General features: G+C 37.2%; 25 protein-coding genes. 8 read left to right on the top strand and 17 right to left on the bottom strand.

The window, feature by feature from the left end:
* Positions 1-62: 62 nt before the first annotated feature.
* Both ACS125_RS13895 and ACS125_RS13900 read right to left on the bottom strand, forming a co-directional pair.
* Positions 63-1,628 carry a CoA-acylating methylmalonate-semialdehyde dehydrogenase gene (locus tag ACS125_RS13895; RefSeq protein ID WP_174739329.1) on the bottom strand — a complete coding sequence of 522 codons (1,566 nt, stop codon included), beginning with the start codon at positions 1,626-1,628 and terminating at the stop codon, positions 63-65.
* Positions 1,629-1,682: 54 nt separating this feature from the next.
* Entirely contained in the window at positions 1,683-3,065 is a 1,383-nt protein-coding gene (locus ACS125_RS13900; RefSeq protein ID WP_443272780.1) for an aspartate aminotransferase family protein, read from the bottom strand.
* 96 nt (positions 3,066-3,161) lie between these two features.
* Here ACS125_RS13900 and ACS125_RS13905 point away from each other — a divergent pair, with 96 nt between their 5' ends.
* Entirely contained in the window at positions 3,162-4,079 is a 918-nt protein-coding gene (locus ACS125_RS13905) for a LysR family transcriptional regulator (RefSeq protein ID WP_443272782.1), read from the top strand.
* A 72-nt stretch (positions 4,080-4,151) separates the two neighbouring features.
* On the opposite strand, the gene ACS125_RS13910 is transcribed toward ACS125_RS13905, so the two are convergent.
* A complete protein-coding gene (locus tag ACS125_RS13910; RefSeq protein ID WP_151962906.1) occupies positions 4,152-4,883 on the bottom strand; it encodes a GntR family transcriptional regulator in 732 nt (243 codons plus the stop codon).
* A gap of 111 nt (positions 4,884-4,994) precedes the next feature.
* Between ACS125_RS13910 and ACS125_RS13915 the strand changes: the two genes are divergently transcribed.
* From ACS125_RS13915 to ACS125_RS13925, 3 genes are read left to right on the top strand one after another with little or no spacing between them, the layout of a single operon-like run.
* On the top strand, positions 4,995-6,284 hold the full coding sequence (locus ACS125_RS13915; RefSeq protein WP_151962907.1) for an SLC13 family permease: 1,290 nt from the start codon (positions 4,995-4,997) through the stop codon (positions 6,282-6,284).
* Between the two features lie 7 nt (positions 6,285-6,291).
* Positions 6,292-7,104, top strand: a complete 813-nt coding sequence (locus ACS125_RS13920) for an amidohydrolase family protein (protein ID WP_443272785.1) — start codon at positions 6,292-6,294, stop codon at positions 7,102-7,104.
* A gap of 9 nt (positions 7,105-7,113) precedes the next feature.
* On the top strand, positions 7,114-8,454 hold the full coding sequence (locus tag ACS125_RS13925) for an MFS transporter (protein ID WP_004792157.1): 1,341 nt from the start codon (positions 7,114-7,116) through the stop codon (positions 8,452-8,454).
* A 108-nt stretch (positions 8,455-8,562) separates the two neighbouring features.
* On the opposite strand, the gene ACS125_RS13930 is transcribed toward ACS125_RS13925, so the two are convergent.
* Positions 8,563-9,696: an OmpW/AlkL family protein gene (locus ACS125_RS13930; RefSeq protein WP_004792155.1), complete on the bottom strand. Its 1,134-nt coding sequence runs from the start codon at positions 9,694-9,696 to the stop codon at positions 8,563-8,565.
* 282 nt (positions 9,697-9,978) lie between these two features.
* Positions 9,979-10,194: a hypothetical protein gene (locus ACS125_RS13935; RefSeq protein WP_004792153.1), complete on the bottom strand. Its 216-nt coding sequence runs from the start codon at positions 10,192-10,194 to the stop codon at positions 9,979-9,981.
* A gap of 352 nt (positions 10,195-10,546) precedes the next feature.
* Here ACS125_RS13935 and ACS125_RS13940 point away from each other — a divergent pair, with 352 nt between their 5' ends.
* Complete coding sequence (locus tag ACS125_RS13940) at positions 10,547-10,723, top strand: hypothetical protein (protein WP_443272789.1); 177 nt, start codon at positions 10,547-10,549, stop codon at positions 10,721-10,723.
* Between the two features lie 255 nt (positions 10,724-10,978).
* Here ACS125_RS13940 and ACS125_RS13945 read toward each other — a convergent pair whose 3' ends face one another.
* The 8 genes from ACS125_RS13945 to ACS125_RS13980 all read right to left on the bottom strand — a co-directional run bounded on the left by ACS125_RS13945 (position 10,979) and on the right by ACS125_RS13980 (position 15,820).
* Positions 10,979-11,215: a hypothetical protein gene (locus ACS125_RS13945; protein ID WP_004792149.1), complete on the bottom strand. Its 237-nt coding sequence runs from the start codon at positions 11,213-11,215 to the stop codon at positions 10,979-10,981.
* A gap of 261 nt (positions 11,216-11,476) precedes the next feature.
* Entirely contained in the window at positions 11,477-11,935 is a 459-nt protein-coding gene (locus tag ACS125_RS13950) for a hypothetical protein (protein WP_440203096.1), read from the bottom strand.
* A 203-nt stretch (positions 11,936-12,138) separates the two neighbouring features.
* A complete protein-coding gene (locus tag ACS125_RS13955) occupies positions 12,139-12,321 on the bottom strand; it encodes a hypothetical protein (protein ID WP_443272791.1) in 183 nt (60 codons plus the stop codon).
* Between the two features lie 161 nt (positions 12,322-12,482).
* The gene (locus ACS125_RS13960; protein WP_004792143.1) at positions 12,483-12,623 is read right to left on the bottom strand and encodes a hypothetical protein; all 141 of its coding nucleotides are present in this window, start codon (positions 12,621-12,623) and stop codon (positions 12,483-12,485) included.
* A gap of 151 nt (positions 12,624-12,774) precedes the next feature.
* Positions 12,775-13,617: a hypothetical protein gene (locus ACS125_RS13965; RefSeq protein ID WP_443272793.1), complete on the bottom strand. Its 843-nt coding sequence runs from the start codon at positions 13,615-13,617 to the stop codon at positions 12,775-12,777.
* 116 nt (positions 13,618-13,733) lie between these two features.
* Positions 13,734-14,285 (bottom strand): TetR/AcrR family transcriptional regulator, encoded by a 552-nt coding sequence (locus tag ACS125_RS13970; protein ID WP_443272795.1) that lies wholly within the window; start codon positions 14,283-14,285, stop codon positions 13,734-13,736.
* Between the two features lie 626 nt (positions 14,286-14,911).
* On the bottom strand, positions 14,912-15,376 hold the full coding sequence (locus ACS125_RS13975) for a DMT family transporter (protein ID WP_443272797.1): 465 nt from the start codon (positions 15,374-15,376) through the stop codon (positions 14,912-14,914).
* A gap of 9 nt (positions 15,377-15,385) precedes the next feature.
* A complete protein-coding gene (locus ACS125_RS13980) occupies positions 15,386-15,820 on the bottom strand; it encodes a DMT family transporter (protein ID WP_004792134.1) in 435 nt (144 codons plus the stop codon).
* A gap of 99 nt (positions 15,821-15,919) precedes the next feature.
* On the opposite strand from ACS125_RS13980, the gene ACS125_RS13985 reads away from it, so the two are divergent.
* Positions 15,920-16,852 (top strand): LysR substrate-binding domain-containing protein, encoded by a 933-nt coding sequence (locus ACS125_RS13985; protein ID WP_443272799.1) that lies wholly within the window; start codon positions 15,920-15,922, stop codon positions 16,850-16,852.
* Positions 16,853-16,978: 126 nt separating this feature from the next.
* A complete protein-coding gene (locus ACS125_RS13990) occupies positions 16,979-17,419 on the top strand; it encodes a winged helix-turn-helix transcriptional regulator (protein ID WP_131325075.1) in 441 nt (146 codons plus the stop codon).
* Between the two features lie 63 nt (positions 17,420-17,482).
* Here ACS125_RS13990 and ACS125_RS13995 read toward each other — a convergent pair whose 3' ends face one another.
* Genes ACS125_RS13995 through ACS125_RS14010 form a run of 4 tightly spaced genes read right to left on the bottom strand, consistent with a single transcriptional unit; the run spans position 17,483 to position 21,077 of the window.
* Positions 17,483-18,733, bottom strand: a complete 1,251-nt coding sequence (locus ACS125_RS13995) for an NADH:flavin oxidoreductase/NADH oxidase family protein (RefSeq protein ID WP_443272802.1) — start codon at positions 18,731-18,733, stop codon at positions 17,483-17,485.
* Positions 18,734-18,742: 9 nt separating this feature from the next.
* Positions 18,743-19,129 (bottom strand): helicase, encoded by a 387-nt coding sequence (locus ACS125_RS14000; protein ID WP_443273985.1) that lies wholly within the window; start codon positions 19,127-19,129, stop codon positions 18,743-18,745.
* A gap of 46 nt (positions 19,130-19,175) precedes the next feature.
* Positions 19,176-20,039: an alpha/beta fold hydrolase gene (locus ACS125_RS14005; RefSeq protein ID WP_443272804.1), complete on the bottom strand. Its 864-nt coding sequence runs from the start codon at positions 20,037-20,039 to the stop codon at positions 19,176-19,178.
* Between the two features lie 24 nt (positions 20,040-20,063).
* Entirely contained in the window at positions 20,064-21,077 is a 1,014-nt protein-coding gene (locus ACS125_RS14010) for an alpha/beta fold hydrolase (protein WP_004792121.1), read from the bottom strand.
* A gap of 237 nt (positions 21,078-21,314) precedes the next feature.
* Here ACS125_RS14010 and ACS125_RS14015 point away from each other — a divergent pair, with 237 nt between their 5' ends.
* Positions 21,315-22,118 (top strand): oxidoreductase, encoded by an 804-nt coding sequence (locus tag ACS125_RS14015; protein ID WP_443272806.1) that lies wholly within the window; start codon positions 21,315-21,317, stop codon positions 22,116-22,118.
* Positions 22,119-22,149 lie beyond the last annotated feature (31 nt).

Here is a 22,149-nt window from a genome sequence, read left to right on the forward strand (position 1 = left end):
AATGTACTTCTCCAACTTGTACGAAACAAAAAAGGGAAAATCAGAGTTTTCCCTTTTATTGATTAATTTAATGTAGGCATAGCAAATTGTTTGGCTTCACGAAGCTGAGTTGAAGGCCAACGTTGGGTAATGGTTTTACGGCGTGTATAAAAACGCACACCATCTGGGCCATATGCATATAAATCACCGAACAATGAACGCTTCCAACCACCAAAGCTATGATATGCAACTGGTACAGGTAATGGCACATTAACCCCAACCATACCAACTTGAATATTGCTGGTAAAATAACGTGCAGCCTCACCGTCACGAGTGTAAATACACGTTCCATTACCATATTCATGGTCGTTAATCAGTTGCATTGCATCTTGCATGGTTTGTACACGAATGACCTGTAAAACAGGACCAAATATTTCTTGCTGGTAACTTGTCATATCTGGTGAAACTTGGTCAATTAAAGTCGGCCCAACAAAAAAACCGTTTTCATAACCTGCCGGTTTTGCATCACGACCATCCACAACAATTTTAGCACCTTGTTGCTCTGCACTTTGAATAAAAGCTTGTACTTTGTCTTTATGTGCTTGCGTAATGAGCGGTCCGAAGTCATTACGCTCATCTGCATAGTGCCCAAACTTCAATTGCTTCATTTCTTGTTTTAATTTTTCGATCACAACATCGGCAATTTCATCTCCAATAGCAACTGCGACTGATAACGCCATACAACGTTCGCCAGATGAACCAAATGCTGCACCTAACAAAGAAGTCACGACATTATCAATATCGGCATCAGGCATAATAATCGCATGATTTTTTGCTCCGCCTAAAGCTTGGCAGCGCTTACCACTCGCCGTTGCCGTACGGTATATGTACTCTGCAATAGGCGTTGACCCGACAAAGCTAACTGCCTGAATTTTAGGATGATGTAGCAACGTATCAACTGCTTCTTTATCGCCATTTACAACGCTAAAAACACCATCAGGTAATCCAGCTTGTTTTAAAAGCTCCGCTAAAAATAAAGCAGCAGAAGGCGCTTTTTCGGAAGGTTTTAAAATAAAACAGTTACCGCAAACAATCGCCATTGGGAACATCCACAATGGAACCATTGCAGGAAAGTTAAAAGGCGTAATCCCCGCCACTACACCTAGCGGTTGAAATTCGCTCCACGAATCAATATCTGGACCCACATTTTTTGAATATTCGCCTTTTAAAAACTCAGGCGCACCACATGCATACTCAACATTTTCAATCCCACGTTGTAATTCACCTTTGGCATCATGGCAAATTTTTCCGTGTTCCTCACCAATCAGCTGACAAAGCTTGTCAGCATTTTCTTCAAGTAGTTGCTTAAATTTAAACATGACACGCGCACGTTTAATCACTGGTGTATCACGCCATGCTGGAAAAGCTTGCTCTGCAATTTTAATGACTTGATTGACCAGCTCTGCATCTGCAAGTGCAACTTCTTTTGTACTCTCACCTGTCGCTGGGTTATAAACAGGCTGTTTCTTGGTGGTTTTAGTGACGAGTCCACCATCAATAAAATGCCCTACCACTTTAACGGTTTGCTGGCTTGAATCGGTGTCTGTGTTGGCAATTGTGTTGCTGTCAAAATTCTCTAAAGTGTTCATCTTTATTCCTTGTGTATTTTCATCTTTTCCAATTAAGTTTTAAATCGATCAATGTTATTTCACTTGATAAATTGCTTCACCAACGGCATTCATGAGTCGTTGTAACTCTGCCTCAGTGCTATTAAACATTGGGCCAAACTGAAGCGTATCTCCACCAAAACGGACATAGAAACCTGCTTTCCAAAGTTGCATACCAATTTCAAAACCACGAATCGTCGCATCGCCATCACGCGGTGCCAATTGCACAGCACCAATCAGCCCGCAGTTGCGTATATCAATAATGTTTGGAGCACCTTTTAATTCATGTAAAAGCTTTTCAAAGCTTGGAGCCAAAGCAGCCGATTGATGAATTAAGTTTTTCTTCTCTAAAACATCAAGTGTTGCTAAAGCCGCGGCACAGGCCACTGGATGCGCCGAATAGGTATAGCCATGGGTAAATTCAACTGCATGTTCAGGTAAATCTTGCTGCATAAAGGCATCATAAATTTCATGGCTTGCCACTACGCCACCCAGTGGAATAGCGCCGTTGGTAATTTGTTTGGCAAAATTTAAAATATCTGGTGTAACGTCAAAATATTCTGAAGCCGTCCAAGTCCCCATTCGCCCAAAACCAGTAATGACTTCATCAAAAATAAGTAAGATATCGTGTTGATCGCAGATTTCTCTCAAGCGTTTTAAATAACCAGTCGGCGGCACAATACATCCTGCCGAACCTGACACTGGCTCTACAATAACCGCAGCAATATTCGAAGCATCATGTAGCTCAATTAACTTAAGCATCTCATTGGCAAGCTCTACCCCACCTGTTTCTGCACAGCCTTTGGTAAAACTTAAATCGGGCTGCAAGGTATGCGGTAAGTGGTCTACATCCATAAGCTGACCAAACATTTTTCGGTTGCCACCGATACCACCAAGACTTGTCCCCGCAACGTTTACACCATGGTAGCCACGTGCACGTCCAATCAGTTTGGTTTTACTTGGTTTGCCTTTAATTCGCCAATAGGCACGCGCCATTTTAATTGCGGTGTCGGCAGACTCTGAACCCGAGTCGGTAAAGAACACATGCTGCAATTTTTTAGGCATATGCTGAATAATTCGTTCAGCCAATTGAAACGACAATGGATGACCAAACTGAAATGCCGGTGAGTAATCCAACTTTGACAACTGAGTACTTACGGCTTGCTGAATTTCAGGAAGCGTATGCCCAGCACCACATGTCCACAGTCCAGATAATGAGTCGTAGACTTCACGGCCAGTACTATCAATTAAATATGATCCTTTAGCGCCAACAATCATGCGCGGATCTTTATGGAAATTGCGATTTGCAGAAAATGGCATCCAATGCGCTTGATAATTTAAGCTCATCTGAGCATTTGATTGAACGGTTTCCGATGCAGAATCACTATCAGTTAATTTGTCGATATCAAACATAATCACTCTTCTTGTTTTGAGGCTATTTTTTGAGTGTACATAGCACTATAGTTTTGATAAATTCAAATTATCTTGAGTTTAGATTTAAAAAAACAAAACTAAATGAAACCTAAAAAATTAAATCAAGTCACTGATTTTGATATTAAATTACTTAAAGTATTTAAAACGGTTTGTGACTGTCACAGCTTTACGTCTGCCGAAAGTATTCTTGGCATTAGCCGCTCTGCAATTAGTTTGCATATGAGTGACTTAGAAAATCGTCTGGGTATTCGGCTATGTCAGCGTGGTCGTGCAGGGTTTGCACTGACAGATGAAGGACGGGAAATTTTAGAATATATAGAAGTGCTCACCGCATCTATCGAAGACTTTCGCTCCAAAGTCAATCAAATGCATAACCGTCTAAAAGGCGAATTTAATATAGGTATTATTAATAACCTTGTGACCATGCCAAGTGGCTACATTACCAATACGCTGGCACAACTTGCCGAAGAACATTCGGAAGTGATCATTAACATTAGCATGAGCACACTTTCAGATATTGAATGCCGCGTGCTCGATAACCGTTTACATGCTGGAGCTATTCCCCTCGTTACTCCACTGTCTGGTCTAGACTATTTTGATTTATATAGCGAAAGTTCATTTTTATATTGTGGCAAAAATCACCCGTTGTTTGGCAAATGTAGCAAGTTGAATTTAGATGAATTAAAAAAATGGCAAGCGGTGCTTCCCAATTATGCAATCACACCAGAAGCGGCAAAATTACACCAGTTTTTAGACTGTAAAGCGACAGCGAGTGACCGTGAAGGAATTGCCTTTTTAATTTTAACGGGAAAATTTTTAGGTTTTTTACCCGACCACTATGCAAAAAAATGGGTTGAAGATGGTTTTATGCAAGCCGTTTCAAAGGAAAAAATGCATTACAGCACACCCATTTGCTTAATTACTCACAAAGGCAAAAACCACAATATTATTTTAAAAACTTTTATGGAAATGCTCGAGAAGCGGGTGCTGAATCATTAGGGAGGTAGTTTCTACCTCCGCCAGATCGTAAAAAAATCCACTACAAACCAAAATTAAAGATTATAAAAAGAATTAGTTAATTGCTATTTCATAATGAAAATTATGAGCCAAGCCAAACGACTCACGGTATTCAACTGCAACCCCTTCAAGATTTTTTGCAATACGGCATACCTTAACTAAAGGATCTTCAAGCTTATTATTTAAATAGCTATCTTTGATATTTTTCTCAAAAGTTAACCGTTCTGTTGCAGAAGAAATAAATTGGCCACAGTGCTGATAATAAAAAGGATAAAGTAAATTACCAAACTCAGCGATCGGAATTTCTTCCAGATTTTTAAATAAATGTTCAGGCAACCAAATTCTTTCGCTTAACACAACGACTTCTTCATGCTTACGCACACGCTCGATATAAAGCAACTTTTCGGTAAGGCCAAGCCCTAGTTCTGCATTTACTTCCGATATTGCATCACACACTTCTACTTTTTTAATTTGACCTAGTGGCTGAATGAACTCGCCTTTTTTATTACGAAGTCTAAAAAAACGAATAAGTGAGTTTTCAAAATTAGGTTGTTTTAAAAAAGTGCCTTTTCCTTGCAACTTAACCAACAAGCCGTCCTCAACCAATCCTTCAACCGCCTTTCTAACGGTTCCTACCGATACGCTATACATTTGCGCAAGTTCTTGTTCACTTGGAATAGGCTCTTCAACTGTCCATTTTGACTGAATCAGGAGTTTTTGAAGTTCCCAACGGACCTTTTCATATCTTGGCAATTTAAAATTTTTAAATGCAGTCTCATCAAGCATTTGCGTTAAACATTATGAAATCGATTTGACAATATTAGCATAGTTCTGTGTAATACAAAAAACCAAACATATATATGTTTAGATGTTTATATATTTATCAAGGAAGATAATATGACTGCATTGATGCTGATGGCTTTAGCCGTATCAATAGGTTTAGGTTATAAAACGAAAATTAATATTGGATTTTTTACAATAGCGTTTGCCTACCTGATTGGTTGCTTTGGCATGGGTCTTAAGCCTTCTGAAGTTATTGAATTATGGCCTGTCAAAATTTTCTTTATCATTTTATCTGTTACTCTGTTTTATAACTTTGCTCTGGCAAATGGCGCATTAGAAAAGCTCGCCAGTCATCTTTTATATAAGTGCCGTAAGTTTCCTCAGTTTTTACCTTTAGCGATTTTTTTCGCCGCGACCATTATTGCCGGCCTAGGCGCAGGTTTTTATACGGTGCTTGCTTTTATGGCACCGATTACCCTGCTGCTGTGTAAAAAAACCAATATGAATATGATTATTGGTGGGATGGCTGCAAATTACGGCGCTTTAGCTGGCGCAAATTTTATGACATCACAAAGTGGCATTATTTTCCGAAGCTTAATGGAAAATACAGGCATTAGCTCTCAAACCGCTTTTTCATATAGTAGCGGAATTTTTGTCTTAACTTTAATTATTCCAATTGCAGTATTGGGAATTTATACCCTCTGGAATAGAAAAAGTAATTCAATTGTCATTGAAGATCAAAAGCCTGAGCCATTCGACAAAAAGCAGAAACAATCAATTTTTCTCATTATTTTAATGATGTCGATTGTTTTGGTTTTTCCCATATTGCACCTTGTTTTTCCAGATGCAAAAACCATCAGTTTTTTAAATTCCAAAATTGATATTGCTTTCCTTGCCATTACCTTTTCACTCATCAGTTTACTCATGAAACTTGCCGATGAGAAAAAGGTCGTTGCACTTGTGCCTTGGGGAACGCTTATCATGATTTGTGGTGTCGGTATGCTCATCGCATTAGGCGTGAAACTCGGCATTATTACGACACTTTCAGAATGGTTAGCACACAACGTTCCAGTTTGGGTTATTCCAGTACTGCTATGCCTGATTAGTGCCATCATGTCTGTCTTTTCAAGCACGCTTGGTGTTGTTGCCCCAACCCTATTTCCAATTGTTCCAGCGCTTGCAATTACGTCTGGATTAAATCCACTTGTGCTCTTCATTTGTATTGTTGTGGGGGCACAAGCTACAGCTATTTCTCCTTTCTCATCTGGCGGTAGCCTCATTATGGCTTCAGCACCAGCAGATATCGATAAAACCAAATTCTTTAATCAACTGTTATTTAAAGCCATTCCTGTAGGACTAATCGCAGCTTTAATCGCTATTTTCGCTTTAAAATTTGTAATGTGAGATGGAAATGAACTGTATAGATACACATGCACATGTTTTTTCGACTCAGGACCACAGTATCGAAACAGCACGATACGCACCTGATTACGATGCAACTGTACAAAGTTTTGTCTCTCATCTTGATCAACACAATTTTACGCATGGCGTTTTAGTTCAACCCAGCTTTTTGGGTACAAATAATCAAGCGATGTTAAATGCAATTCAGCAATCCCCTGACCGTTTAAAAGGAATCGCCGTTGTTCAACATACGACGGCTTTTGATGAGCTATTGCAACTTAAAGAACAAGGCATCGTCGGTATTCGCTTAAATCTATTCGGTCTTAACCCACCTTCGCTAAATACGCCTGAATGGCAAAAGTTTTTACGAAATGTGGAAAGTCTCAACTGGCAAGTTGAATTGCACGCTCCACCAAAATATCTGGTCCAGCTTTTACCACAACTGGGTGACTATAGTTTTAATGTCGTGATTGACCATTTTGGCCGAGTTGACCCAGTTAAAGGGATTGAAGATCCAGATTATCAGAAGTTTCTAAGCTTACTTAACGTAAAACAGCACTGGATTAAAGTGTCCGGTTTCTACCGTTTAGGTACTACGCCTAACAATATAAATATGGCACGACAGGCCTATAACATTCTTAAAGAAAAAGGCTTTTTACACAAACTCATTTGGGGAAGCGATTGGCCGCATACCCAACATGAATCTTCAATAACTTATGATGACGCATTTAAAACTTTTAAACACATCGTGTTTGATAAACACGAGCAATGTTTAATTTTAAATCAGAACCCGACCGAGCTGTTTGATTTCTCACGTACATAAGGAGTATGTATGAAAAATGATATATCTATATCGGAAGTAGAAAAGTCAACGATCCGTAAACTTTCTTTTCGTATTCTTCCTTTCCTCATTCTTTGTTATTTCATCGCTTATATTGATCGGGTGAATATTGGTTTCGCCGCTTTAACCATGAACCAAGAAATTGGTTTAACTGCTACCGCCTTTGGTTTCGGTGCGACATTATTCTTTATTGCCTACGTTATATTTGAAATTCCCAGCAACATGGCAATGGAAAAGCTGGGGGCACGTATCTGGATTGCAAGAATCATGATTACTTGGGGAATTGTGGGTTGCTGTACCGCCTTCATTACCGGCCCCATTTCTTATTCGATTTCAAGATTTTTACTCGGCGCTGCCGAAGCTGGTTTTTTCCCGGGCGTACTACTGTATTTAACGCTCTGGTTCCCAAAACGATATATGGCTCGAATTGTTGCTGTATTTATGGTTGCCATTCCTTTATCTAACTTTATCGGTTCACCGTTATCTGCTTTATTATTAGGTTTACATGGTTTACTGGGTTTAAGTGGATGGCAAGTGCTTTTAATTTTAGAAGCCTTACCCGCGATTCTTCTTGGTTTATTTTGTCTTGTATGGCTGCCTAACACTGCAAATAATGTTAAATGGTTAAATCAAGAAGAAAAGGAATGGCTCTCAAACACCTTAACTTTTGAAAAAAACCAATTGTTAAATTCTGAAAAACAAGACAGTGCTGAGCAGAAAAAGAGTAAGTTTAAACTTCTTATTACCAATAAATATTTATGGTTCTTCGCAATTATCTATGCAGGAAGTTCAGCAACCAGCAATATTTTATCGTTATGGATGCCTCAAATTTTAAAAGCCTTTCATTTAACTGCTATGCAAACCGGTCTGTTAAATATGATTCCGTTTGGTTTAGCCGCTGTGTTTATGATTGTTTGGGGCATACATGCTGATAAAAGTGGTAATAAGAGTTTGAACACAGCTATTCCGCTATTTGTGACGAGTCTTGGTTTGCTTCTTACGATTTTTACTTCATCTTTAACATTAAGCTTGCTTTTATTCTCGTTAGTTTTGATGGGTAACTATGCCATTAAAGGTCCTTTCTGGGCTTTGGTTTCTGAACGTTTACCACCTACTTTAGTTGCTGTGGGCATTGCGGCGGTCAATACTATCGCGCATATTGGTACTGGCCTTATGAACTCTATCATGGGCATAGTCAAAGACTACTCGGGTAGTTTCCCTATTTCTCTTTTACCGCTATGTATGCTTACATTTACGGGTGCAATGATTGCGTTATATTTGGGAAGGAAACCAACTTTGCCGAAGGCGCAAAAGGTTCAAAAAGTGGTTTAAGCAATGATATTTAATTTGCTCTCATAATTTAAGAAAGCCCTACTAAAAACAATATTTAGCAGGGCTTTCTTTACTGTAGTAAATACGATTCTAATTTAAAGACAAATATTAAAAACGATACCCCACACCTAGATATGTAATTAAGGGATCAATATCAACTTTGGTTGAGGCATGAATTAACTGCTTACCTGTTTTGCTATCAATCACATCAATATTTGCGCGGTTATTTAACTTTGCATAGGACACTGAACCAACGGCATACCAATTTGGTGTGATGTCATAAGTAGCTCCTAGACTCACAATTGGGGCAATCGCATCAGTTGCTTTAACTCGAACATATGGATTTGCACTCGAAGTTTTACCATCTAAAGCTGCACCAGCATTGTTATCTAGAACATTCTGAATCATATGCCCCGCAGCAATTAAGTCAGAATTAATTTGGTCGTTTAACTTAATGTTAGAGAAGCGTGAATACATAATTCCGGCACCAATATATGGTCGAAATTTATTTACTCCTGCCTTACCAAACTGATATTGAGCCTCTAATGCTGGAGTCCAAGCACGTACCGTAGCAGCTTTCGATTTATTACCGAGGTTAGTAATCGGAATGTCTTGTAATAAATCAAGTTTATCCCCTATAACCAAAGCAGCTAACCCTTCAGGATTTGCAAAACCAGATAACGGAGCGTTGATTTCTCCTTTCCCCTTAATATCAACTTTTGGAGGAATCCCACCGATGAGCTGTAATGACACATTTTCGTTAACGTAATAATTAAACATTAATCCCAAAGTATCTATATCATCAGCTTCAAGGCCTGACCCTTGAGCGTCCCATTGTTCAAGTCCTTTAATGGTTGCTGTACCCGTGATATCTGGCGAAACCATGTCATTTTCATCTACAAGCCCTAATAACTGACCAACCGATTGTTGCTGATTGCCGTTTTCATCGACTGGATGACTAAATACCATATCGAGAACTTCTTTGGCATTTTCCCCAGTTGATAATGTTGCATTAGGGTCTATTGATTTCATAAATGCTGAAGTAGAAATAGTTCCGACTTTGGCAGTGGTTCCATTTGCTACAGCAGTATTGATGTTGAATGGATTTGCCTTTCCTTGTGGCATGACATGCAACCACCCAGCAGACACAGAAAACCGTTTAAATTCTGCATGTGCTGTTTGAGTTCCCGTTACAAAAGCCACTGCAAGCAGATTTCCGCCTATTAATTTTAAAATATCCATTTTATTTCCTTTATTTTATTTAAGAGGTTTCCATTAACCTCTTCATTTAAAATAAAGATTTTTTTAACTTTTGGTAAAATTTTCCGATAAAAAGTATTATAAAACAATATATTAATTTTACTTAATTTATTATAATTGATTGAAAAATATACAATACAAGTGAACTTTCTATGGAAATTTATAAATTAAAAAAAGCCCACCTTCCGATGAGCTTATTTTTGCTTAGATTAAAGCCAACTTCTTTTTTTATATTTTACCTATTAAAAAACCCACCGAAGTGAGTCATTTGTACTCTATATAATAGCTGTTGCCATCGGAACTGTAGAAAACAGAATTTGAAGTAGGGTAAATAAATTCACCTTTTAACAAAATATATTCAACTTTAGGTCTCTGAACTCTAGATGAATGCTTGATTTTATTAGTATTTACTTCTGTATAGTTTGCCTGTGCTCTTTTTTCTTTACCTTGGAAATCAATAATTGTAATGTCTTTTAGCATCAATATGCTCCAATTTAATCATGCATATTATGCCTAACGACATTTTTATACTATCAATATTTTGTAGGCAACTCGATTGAATTAATTTTAAAACTGTATTAATCCACTATCTTGGAATCATTTATATATGTGTGCTTTATGTACCCCTACTTGAAATTTGGATAGGGTAATTTCAAAATTTAAAGCATAAGACTCAACAGGTTATATATAATTGATTTTATTTATGAAATAAGTCCTCGAGATAAAGATCTTTTCTAGGACATATCAACACATATGAGTCTTAAAACTACCGCAATGTAAAGACTTTTAAAGCGTACTATGAACTCTCCCTAGTGAAGATAAGAAGATAAAAATGTCAGGTTTTAAAAGTTTTTCACAAAATACAACTAACAACACAAATATCATCAAAGCTCAAATGAACAAGCATTCTGCGGCAACACCACCTACTGAAACTGAACCATCAGAAGTTCCTGGCACTGTAAAAGACCTGCCTGAGAATAATGAACAACCTGATCCAAATAACAAATAATTTCTTATTAACAGTGCCTTGGAAGATGTTTTGAGGCTCTGCTACTATAAAAAATAAATTAGTGCACTGATTTATTATAATATTAACTACTTTTATCAATTTGATTTGTTTAGTTATTTAAGAAATTACAGCCATTCATTCCAGAAAATTGATATGACTAGTCTCTCAGATATGAGGGGCTTTTTTAATTGGTTTTAAACTTAACTGGTATTTATCCGCTCATAAGAAAAAGAGCACTTAAGTGCTCTCTTATCCTTATTGATTTTTATATAAAGCAAAATTTATTGCCCTCTCATATGCTTGTTCTTGTAGCTCCGTATATACGTAGAAATGTTGTTCTGCCTTGGTAACAGGATTAATAAGTTTCATTGGTTCATAACTATGAGTATTTAAATCATTAGGATCAACATCAAAAGCTTCTAATTGCTGCTCTCTCCACTCTCCACTTAGAACACCACCCACACAAAGCCATTTCGTTGTATTGCCCGACATATCTAATCCTTATTTTTGGAGGTGTTCACATACCATATCACGTCGATCTTTATGCCGTATTATCTTTTTTATGACTAAAAAATGTTTATCTAATTTTGGCGAATTCTACTGGCGTTAATTTTTATGTTGTTCAAAATCCTAAATGATTTAGCTCTATTTAAAGCTAAAAAAATTCAACTAAAAAAACCGCCCCAGAGGCGGTCGCTGTAATATTTTCAGCAGTGTAAAGAAGTATGATGCACATACACCTTCATATTCTTCTCACGAAGATATTTTAGTTTTTTTAAAGTAATCCTCAGATTTAAAATAATTTATTATCATTTCAACACTTTCTTCTTTTTGGGGGGTTATTGGTACAGATTTGATATCTTTATTAAATTCAAAACCTTTTGGTATCATCTGAGACGTAGGAGGAAGTTTTGGCTTCCCACCGATTGTTATTCTTTCAATAAAGCCAGCCAACCACAAAATAAATTCATCTTCATTTTGAAACTTAGGCATAAGAGAAAGATCAATTTTGACTTCGCACTCAGCTAATGGCTTTAAGAGACACTCTTCAAAATTGATAAAATTATGTTTAAGTTTAAACTCAGTACCTTTAATAGCTTTACGGATTTCACTGATTAGACAATTTAAGTTCTCAACTGTATTTTCAGTATATAACTTATCATTTTTTATTTTTTCATATATTTTATCTGCGATAGCTAAATACCTTGGCATCTCCATCTCCTTATAGTTATGAGATTCAAAAGTCTTTTTACGCTTCAGTACCTCTTTATGAAATTATGATAAATTTAACGTTAAAAAATGAAATAATAATATAGTTAAATGTAATCACCATAGATTCTATGTAAGTATTAGTTTCTATACCCTTAAAAAAAGTTTTGCTAATTAATTCGCAATATAGTTGTGAAGATTTAATATCAACTCTTCAATGAAGATTCTATTTGAATTTTATATTTAATATCTTTTTCCTCATCAGTATAGGTTAGTGTGCGTTCATCCCTTCTTTTTCTTAATTTTTCAATTTCAGAATCAACTTTCGCCGTAAGCAAAGATTCCTCTTCTTCTTCCTCATTAGGAATGTAGCCAATTCTTGTTTTCATAATTTGACACTCCTGTTATATCGCATTGTTAGGTCAACACACCTAAATAAACAAGAGAGTTTGTGTATTTTTTCTAAAAAATAAAACTGAATTCTATAACAAAAAACAAAAAAGCCCATCTTCCGATGAGCTTTTTATTTAATTAAAATTAATGGTATGTATTAGCCTTTAAATTCTGCTAATACAAAGTTTTTTACTATTTCATCAAAAGTTGGTTTCAGAAGAGCTTGCTCGCTATTTTTTATAGTTTTATAACAATAACTCGCTGCAACTCCCATACTGAACAAAGCTAACAATTTCATTGCTCACCTCACTTATTGGGAAGAGTGAAATTTAAAGTATCATTCACGTTTGTAGCGTTCCAACTCGTTTTAGCGAGGTTTCTGTATATTTTTTAAGCAATGTGTAATAAAAAAGCATATATCTTTGGGATGCTTTCGTTGATTTATTCAACTACAAAAAATTTATCTGTATCGTTTCAAGCAAATTATCACCTATCACTTCAAATTCTGTAATTTGTGCTGAATAGGTTTTCATTAAAGGATGGTTTAAAGATATTTTATCTAATTTATCTAATACACGTAATTTATTAATTACATGAATTTCAAGTGGCAATAAAGTAAACGGAGGATTAATAAATTTTGGAGGATACTTACGTGAATCGCTATCTATTAATTCTTCACAGTGTAAATTTGCTATATCTGTGAGTAATGGTTGTAAAAATACTGAGTCACATGACCAATTATTTATCAAATCTTTAAATTTTCCATCTATTTTTGATTCTAATGTAAATTTTTCATTAATCCATTTGTAATAAGCCCATAATGAAAAATAGTCATAACTTAAAGGAAAATTAGATAGAAATTTTTGTTGTAAGCAAAACTCTACTTGGCGTGCTAATTTCTTTGCTAAATTTTTATTATTTAACAAAATTGCCCAAAAAAGTAATGCAGAAAATTCTGAAAAATACTTCTTTAAATCATGTACATTCATTTTATCTAAAGGTTTTATTTTAAAATCTTTTAATTGTAATTCTCTTCCCACCTCTGCATACATCAAAGCAAGATTTAAATTTTTTAAAGCCTCTATATCTGAATTATTATTTTCAATTTTTAAGAATGCCAATTGGGCATAAGGTATAGACATACCCACTATATGATGAGGGAAAATTATATCTTTCCCATCTAAACTATCTAGTATATGTTTTTGATAAAATTTTAATGAATGAATCAAACTTTCAACACTATATATTTTATAACATTTTAATAATTTATTTAATTCTCTTATTTCTCTCATAAAATAACCTTATTGGCTTTCTATCTATTAAAAATAGTTATAAAGATTTGATACTTTTAACTTTACTTTAAAATTAGCTTTATAAACTATAATTTATCTTTATGGAATTACTTATTTTATTTCCCTCCCAAAAACCTCTCCACCACCACATCCCGATCATCCAAACTGTTGGAGCTTAAAATCTGAAACATCAAGCCATCAATTAAGTTTAAAACCATATTGGCATCAGGCTTTAGCGGGCAGTTTTCTAAACTAAAAACCAGATCAAAAATCTCGTGAAGCAGCCATTTTCTATACTCAATTGCCATACGGTAGGCCTGCGGGTAAATCTGTTTAATTTCAAAAATGGCTTTCAGCAATAGATAGTACAGACTATTAAAATTGACATGTAAAACAATAATCTCTTTGAGTTTATCGCTTGAGGTTCTGTAACGGCTTGGGTAAATAATTGCTAGCATTTCTTCTTTCAATCGGCTTTTTTGAAAAGAGATGCACCTTTCAACAAGACGCTCTTTTGAATGAAAATAGTTGTAAAAAGTGGCTTTAGGAATTCTGGATTTTTTGGCAATTAAATCCACGCCCGCATTGTGAAATCCATAGTTATTAAACAGCTCTATTGCAGTATGAATAACCTGTAATTTTTTGGAAGATGTTTCTAAAGTTGGCATAGTTTTACCTTTATAAATTCTTGTTGTTTCAAAAGAGATAAAAAAGCCTGTGCCTTCTCTGGGAGAAAAAAAGGCACAGCAAAGCCGTAAAGACTGTGCTTGGCACATCTCAAGTTTTATTGTTGCTAAGTTTTAGACGTAATGATTTAAAGCCTGAAAACCTTACGGCGATCGAGCTGCTTTAAAGTGATTTAAGTTGTGTCGAGATAGATTTTGATTTTGACAGTGACTGCCAATAATTTATAAATGTGCATAGCCAACTCCTTCTATTGGGAGTTCTGCCAAAGCATTATAAATTATGGTGGCAGAACGGAAGCAGGTTGACGGACTGGTTTGAACTCCAGCACACTCGAGAGTGTCCCACTCCCGTCCTACCGCTACGGGAGGGAACGAGGTGTGCACACAAAACTATTCCTCAGAAGAAATAATCCTGATGTGGTTCAAATAACGGTCCGTCAAAACCGTCTGGCAATGTAGGCCAGCCCGCAAATGGTAATCTTCAAAAATTAAGGTGTCAATGCGAAATTGGCTAGATAATATTTAATTAATTATTGTTTTTCATTAAATTACACATTTAAGGAATATCTTAAATATTATCTTAATAAAACTCTCCTACTTTATATATGTTAACTATTAGGTTTTGCTTGAGTCGTTTTACTACTCGAATAGATAAAATAAAGGGCAATTGCTAAACAGATGAGTGCGCCTAATCGATAAGCTGAAAATGGTAAAATTTCATTGCCAAACCAACCAAAATTATCAATCAACATACTCATTAAGAGTTGTCCAAATATCACCGCAACCGTAGCAACAGCCGCCCCTATTCTTTGCACAGCTAAGATCATAATCACAATATAGGGAACGCCACACATTGCGCCAAGCAATTGCCATTTAGGTACGTCTAGCAGGGTTAAAGTTTGTTTTGGCTCAAAATAAAAAATAAGCAATGCTGTAATTAAAGCACCGACCGAAAACGTCAAGAATGCACTACGAAATACGCCTACTTTACTGCCGAGCTGACCATTAATTGCAGCTTGAACACTTAAAAGAGCACCACCGATGACTGCCAATAAAATCATGAATATTGTCATATTACCCTCTTATGCTTTTGCAACTAATGAAAGTGCAACCACAATAAAAACAAGCGCAAGCACACGTTTACGATCTACTTTTCTATGCGGAGTTCCGAGTAGTCCATAGTGATCAATAATAAGACTCTTAAAAACTTGACCCGCCAAAATCCCAATCATAGTCATGGCAATGCCAATAATCGGTGCGGTAATAGTGAGAATAATGACGTAGATCGGACCAATGACGCCTCCCAATAACTGCCAAGATGGAAGGGTAAAAAATGAAGGACTGTTACGTGGGCTAAAAAATAACATCAATAAAAAAGTAAGTGCGGCCCCTACGCCAAAAATACTAAAAGTGGCCCACAACTCCCCAACTTCTGTACCTAATGGCCCTAAAAGCCCAGCTTCTACGGATAGCCCCATTCCACCCAAAATGGTAAGGAACAGTAATAGAATTTGCATAAAACATTGCCTCATTTTATTTAGACAACGAATCTTAGAGTAGTCAATTCATTATAAAAACAGCATAATTTATGAATCACTTTTGCAGAAATTGCACAGATGAATTTAACCAATTCGATTAATATTCGTACCCTTCGCTTTTTTATCAGTGTATATAATGCTCAAAATTTCTCTTTGGTGGCGAGAAAAGAAGATGTGTCGGCATCGTTGATTTCTCGAACCATTCAACAGTTAGAAGATGCGTTGGGGCAACAACTTTTCTATCGAAATACACGAGCAATCACTCCGACCGAATCGGGCAAATTATTTTTTGAATATGCCAAAAGAATTACAGAGCAATTTGATGAAGCTCAAAAGGCATTGCAAGATAAAACCATAGAACCCTCTGGACTGGTTCGAATTAATGCACCCGTATTTTTTGGTCAACGGCATATTGCCCCTTGGTTAGCGGGTTTATCAGAACGTTATCCAAGGCTTTTAATAGAACTCATTCAGACAGACGAATTTATAGACCCTCTTCGGGATAGTACCGATTTAATTTTTCGTATTGGAACCCTGACAGATTCATCGTTTCATGCACGTATTTTCGGCACACAAAAATATCATTTGGCGGCCTCGCCTAGCTACATTGCTAAATATGGCGCGCTTGATCATCCTAAACAACTCAATGACCATAAATGCTTAGTCTATAAAGGATTTGAAGGTCCTAACCGTTGGTTAGTGAGAAAACCCAATGAGGAATGGATACATTATCCAATTGTGCCCTTACTTGCTTCAAATAATGCTGAAAGCTTACTGATGGCTGCACTCCATGGGATGGGAATTGTTTTATTTCCAGACTGGTTAATTGGTGAGGCTTTAAAGAATGGTAAATTAATCAAAATTTTACCGCAATATGAATCCTCTATTAAATCGCAGCCTCAACACATCGCCGCAATTTATCCGAATGTGCGTCATCCGCCTTTAAATATTCGGGTAATTATTGATTATTTTGCTGAAGTCTATGGTGAAACACCTTATTGGCAGGATTAAATTTACATTGAAGTACACAGTTTTTTTAACTAAAACTTATCAATCGGCATTACGAGTGTAATGGCTTATTTAGTGGAATTGTGTTAGTATTATTTTAGTAGTTACTATTGGGTTTATAAATTCGATATGAGTAAAAATAGCAATCTTGAAGTCTGCCCAATCGCTAGAAGTCTTTCTGTTCTAGGCGATGCGTGGAGTATGTTGATTTTACGTGATGCTCATGCGGGTTTTACACGTTTTGATCAGTTCCGTAAAAGTTTAGGTATTGCACCAACCATGCTAACTAAACGTTTGTCTGTTTTAGTAGAGGAAGGTTTACTCGAAAAAAGACAATATTCTGAACATCCGCCGCGTGAAGAGTACCTATTAACTGAAGCAGGTAAAGATTTTTTACCAGCTTTATTTGTGATTGGTGCATGGGGCAGAAAACATAAACCCTTTGAACAACCCGAAAAAATGGTGACTTTTCTTGATGCAGAACAAGGCACTGAAATTAAGCCAATTGTGATTGATCAAATCACTGGTGCCGAAATTGGTACGCGCCCTATTCGCCAAAAAACCGAATAAGATTTTAATTAAAAAAGCACTCAATTGGAGTGCTTTTTATTGGGCTCATATAAAGTAAACAGATTATTTTGCCCGTGCCCGTCGGGTTGCATATGTTCCCCAACCACTGCGTAAAATCGATTTAATAAATGCCCATAAACCACTTTCATGCGGTTTTGGCTCTTTACCTTTCCCCATACGTTTTAGTTGTTGGGTGTACCAAAGTACTTCCATAATCCCCAGACTATCGACCTTCTTAATGCCTGTTTTGATTGGATGCACCGACTGAAGACCATTTTTGCCAGCTAGTAAAAGTTTGGGTACATCAGGTTCAATCGCCATAATTCTCGCAATCCCAATAACATCACACGCTTGAGACTGCAAAGCTTGATTCATGCCCTCTACGGTTCGAAAACCACCTGTAACCATTAACGGTGTTTTTACAAGTTTTCTAACTTTTTCTGCGAAATCAATAAAGAAAGCTTCACGGGCAATGGTCGATGCTTTTTGTGGCGCTTTGGCTACACCTGATTCATAGGTGCCGCCTGATATTTCTATAAGGTCAATGCCTGCATCTGCTAAAGCCTGAATGGTTTCTAACGAGTCTTGTTCGGTAAAACCGCCTTTTTGAAAGTCTGCCGAATTAAGCTTAATCGCAATCGGAAACTCTTTACCGACTTGTTTGCGGATTTCTGCATAAACTTCCATTAAGAAACGACGGCGTTTTTCAGGTGTACCACCCCATTCATCATTTCTTAAATTATGTAAGGGCGACAAGAACTGATTAATCAGATAACCATGTGCAGCATGAATCTCAACGCCACTAAATCCAGCCTTTTTACAGATCGCTGCGCTACGACCAAAACGCTGAATAATATCTATAATCTCTGCTTGTGTAGCTTCATCAGGCGTCGCAAATAAAGATTGCATTTCTGGCCCAAACGGCACTGCCGATGCAGAAATAGTACGGACATTTAACCCTTTGGTTGACTGTTTCCCTGGGTGATTTAACTGTGCCCACAACTGAGAACCTTGCTCGGTCACCGATTTTGCCCATTTTTGTAAAATCGCAAAATCACGTTCATCTTCAACAACCACATTACCCGCCTCACCCAAGGCACGTCGGTCAATCATAATGTTGCCACTAATGATCATCCCAATTCCTGATGCAGCCCAGCGCTGATATAACCGCACATGTTTTTCAGTTGGATTATTTGAATAGGTGGCTAAGGTTTCGCTGGTTGAAGCCTTCGCTAGTCGGTTTGGAATGCTAAAGCCATTGGGTAACATTAATGGCTGATTTAAGAGATTAGTTTTTAATTGCGGTTGAGCCATGGTCTTATCTCACACAGTTAAAGATGATTTTGAATGAGGTTGAATAAAGTCCACTAAACTTTGAAACCACATTACATCTACAAAATTTCCACTAATGACGAGGTCTTGTGTTTTTAGTGCAGTTAAAAACGTATTCACGCTGTCTTTAGCAGACAATACGGCGAATCCTTTACTCGCAGTCTTAAATGTAAAGATAAAACTTGGCGACTTGGTTAGCCCTGAGTACGAGATAATCTTGCCATTTTTGACTTCAAAATATCGCCCTTCACCACTTGCCGTCTGAATCTGAAAGGTGACATTTTTATCATTCACAAACGCTGCACATTTCGGATTCTTTTTTACCGCACGCTGCATGAGCTTAGTGAGCATCCACAGCAACAATTTAAATTTCATGATTTTTGCCTTCTTGATTCATCAAATTGATTAGCTCGAACTCATGCATTTATTCATCTAAAAACTGGCTTGCATGCTTTACAAAGCGTTCAGGGTATTGAAATTGAGCGCCATGTCCTGCATCTGGATAGATAAATAGCTGCGCGTTTGGAATGTTAAGTGCCATGTGATAGGCGTTGATGGTCGGAATCATCACATCATCGACACCATTTAAAATGAAAGTAGGTTGTTTAATCTCACGTAAATGCGCAAATGGATCTTGTTCATCAAGTTTAGGTAAGAAATGCATATTGGCTTCTATCTGTGCCTGCATGACTTCAACTGAGCTTGGGGTATCTTGATCTTTGCGTTCATGTCGACGTTGCCAAAAGTCACGGCCCGCTTGAATAGCAGCTTCAGATCGGCCAAAAAATAAAAAGAGAAAGTCTTCTTCAGATGGCACAGCAGTTGTGGCATGTTTCAATACCAATGTCGCCACTTCGGCGTCGTCACCACGTGGTTTACCACCTCGTGGTCCTGTACCTAAAAGCATAAGTCTTCTTACAAGTTCAGGATGACGGCGTACTAAATCTTGTGCCTGAAAGCCACCGAGTGAAAAGCCTAATAAATCAACTTGTTTTAGGCCCAATGCACGAATGACTGCGGCTGCATCATCTGCCATATCTTCAATACGAGTACGAGGCTGACCTGTAGATGAAGCAATGCCTCGACCATTAAACAAAATGACTTCACGCCCTTGTGCCAAACCATTGGTAATGATTGGGTCCCAATTGTCTAAACCGCCTCGAAAGTGCTGAAGAAAAAATAGCGGTGGCTGCCCTGTATTTGAGTTACCCCATCGACGATAGGCAAATTTTGCTCCATCTACTTCAATGAATTGGGTCTCGGCTGTTTGATGTGTAATTGTTGTCATCGTCATTGTCCTAAATTTAAGTTCTTATTTCGCTAAGAATGTAAGTGATTGTTTTACAAAATCTTCATTGAATTGAAAAATTCCACCATGACCAGCATCTGGGTAAATAACGAGAGCGCTATTCGGCAAACGTTTTGCCAAATCATAGGTGTTCACAGTTGGGACCATTCGGTCATGATCACCATTAGCAACTAACACAGGTTGTTGAATCACAGAAAGGTCGGAAGGTTTCTTACTTCCCCATTTTTTGAGTGCTTTAAGCTGGGCACGGTAGGCAGAAATGGTGATTTCTTTATCGCGATTTTCGGTACGTTCGTTAATACGTTGAATAAACTGTTTAGCGGCAGCTTTACCATTTTCTGTACGCGTAAAGAAAAGATAAACTTTAGGGTCTTGGCCGGTAGCCATTCCACGAACTAAATCCCAATTAGAAATTCGTCCAACCGTACTAATGCCTGTACCACCCGCAGGGCCAGTTCCCGACAAAATCATTTTTCGAACTAAATTTGGCTGCTTCAAAACAATCTCTTGTGAAATCATGCCGCCCATCGAGAAGCCAAATAAATCAACTTGCTTAAAGCCTTTTGCTTGAATGAATGCAATCGCATCGTCTGCCATTTGCTCAATCGACTGGGCTGGTTTACCTGTAGAAGCACCAACACCACGATTATCAAACACCACAACATGATGTTTAGCCGCAATTCCATCAATAATTCGTGGGTCCCAGTTATCTAGAACAGCCGCTAAATGATTTAAGAAAATGACAGGCGTTCCACCGTTTTGTTGACCATATTCTCGGTAAGCGAAGTTAATGTCACCTGCACGAATAAATTGAGTTGGTACATTCTTCCAATTTGTATCTTGCTCGGCGTTTTGCCCTGCTTGCAGGTTGCTAACGGCAATTGATGACACTTTATGTGCCTGAATTGACGGTTCATTAAAAGAAACCGATGGCACAACCTCTGCCTGAGTTAAGGGAGCGCTAAAAACAGATAACGCCGTCAAACTCATAGCCACTGTATTTAATAAAAACTTCATTTCTCTGATCCTCAAATTTAATTCATTGATCTGATTTATCTGTTTTTTATGAGTGATCTTTCAAAGGGAGAAAAGATAAAAAACAGAGTAAGTATCGATTTAATACTCACTATACACAGGCAAAAATATATTGTCACTATCTTTTTAGTAGTAACTATTTTATTTTTAGATTATGATGAAAAAATCAAGCCGAAATTGATTTGGTTCAGGCGACAAAATTTAAGTAAGGAACATGATATGACCAGCAAAGTAGTTCTCATTACAGGTGCGTCTTCGGGTATTGGGTTAGCAACCGCAGACCTTTTACATGAGGCAGGATTTATTGTTTATGGCACAAGCCGACAAGCAAAAAAATCATCAAACTATAAATTTCATCTGATTGAGTTAGATGTAAATCAAGATGACTCAGTCACTCAAGCCATTGAAAAAGTAATAGCAAGTGAAGGCCGAATTGATGTCTTAATTAACAATGCTGGGTTTGCAATTTCACCTGCCGGCGCTGAAGAAAGCTCAATGCAACAAGCACAAGCTATTTTTGATACTAACTTTTTTGGTGCAGTTCGAATGACTCGCATAGTTATTCCGCACATGCGTCAGAAAAACTCAGGGCTTATTTTAAATATCAGTTCAATTCTTGGACTTGTACCTATGCCTTTTGGCGCTCTTTATTCTGCGTCTAAACATGCACTTGAAGGTTATTCTGAATCTTTAGACCACGAGCTAAGATCACAAGGAATTCGTGTGTCTCTAATTGAACCTGCTTATACCAATACATCTTTAGGAGTAAACTTACTTGAAGCAGACAATAAAGTTTCTTTTTACGATCAAACGCGTGAAAAGTTACATCGACAAATGATTAGCTCTATAAATAAGTCAGATGACCCAAGTGTGGTTGCCCATACCATTTTAAATGTCATTGAGAGTCAACATGTTTTACCTCGCTATACAGCAGGTAAAACTGCAAGAAACTTAAAAGCTCTTCGTCGCTTTGCTCCTGTCAAAGTCTTTGACAAGCTAGTTCAGCAAAGCATGAAAGTGTAGTGCAGAATCAAAACTAAAACATTAAAAAATT

The organism is Acinetobacter sp. PFS20, assembly GCF_052261015.1.
GTDB lineage: Bacteria > Pseudomonadota > Gammaproteobacteria > Pseudomonadales > Moraxellaceae > Acinetobacter.